Raw genomic sequence first — 556 nt, forward strand, 5'->3', positions numbered from 1 at the left:
CGTCGTACCTGCGGGAACACAAGTGCTGACGCTGATGGCGGTGGTTACCCGTCCGGTGGTCGTGGTGCTGGCAGTGCCCACCACACTGGCATTGTTGGCCGGCGAGAGCACGCTGGCAGTCAGGGTAGCGCAGCTTGCTCCCAAATCTAGTCCTGCGTAGTTCGTAGGGCCCGGAGTGTGTCCGTGCCAGGAAGTAGTCACCAGGCCATCAAAAGCATTAGCGTAGCCGTAATTGACCTGGTCGTTGTTATATGCACCCGGCGATCCGAATTTTGTCCCGGTCAGTTTTACATTGCCATTGTAAAATTCCAGTTCTTTCAATTCCCCGTAGCTGTTGGTACCTGCCAAGAACCGTACGTACCGCCAGGCAGTTGTCGTCCGGATAGGGTACTCGTTCCAGCCGGCAGCTGGCGTCTGGCTAATCGTGGCCAGGGTAGTCCAGCCATTGGGATTTGAGATATCATTGGACCCTTGAATTACACTACCGAGGATGCGGTCCATACAGCATTCGGTACGGGGAGACAACCGGACCCTGGTGATATTACCCCCAACATTC

General features: G+C 55.8%; 1 protein-coding gene. It reads right to left on the reverse strand.

The genetic code is table 11. The annotated features are described in order from the left end of the window. The coding region (locus tag ACQ4MZ_RS31595; protein WP_430852035.1) for a hypothetical protein at positions 1 to 540 on the reverse strand (540 nt) is incomplete at its 3' end. Between the last annotated feature and the right edge of the window lie 16 nt (positions 541 to 556).

Origin of the sequence: Dyadobacter sp. BHUBP1 (genome assembly GCF_050587785.1) — a bacterium.
Taxonomy (GTDB): domain Bacteria; phylum Bacteroidota; class Bacteroidia; order Cytophagales; family Spirosomataceae; genus Dyadobacter.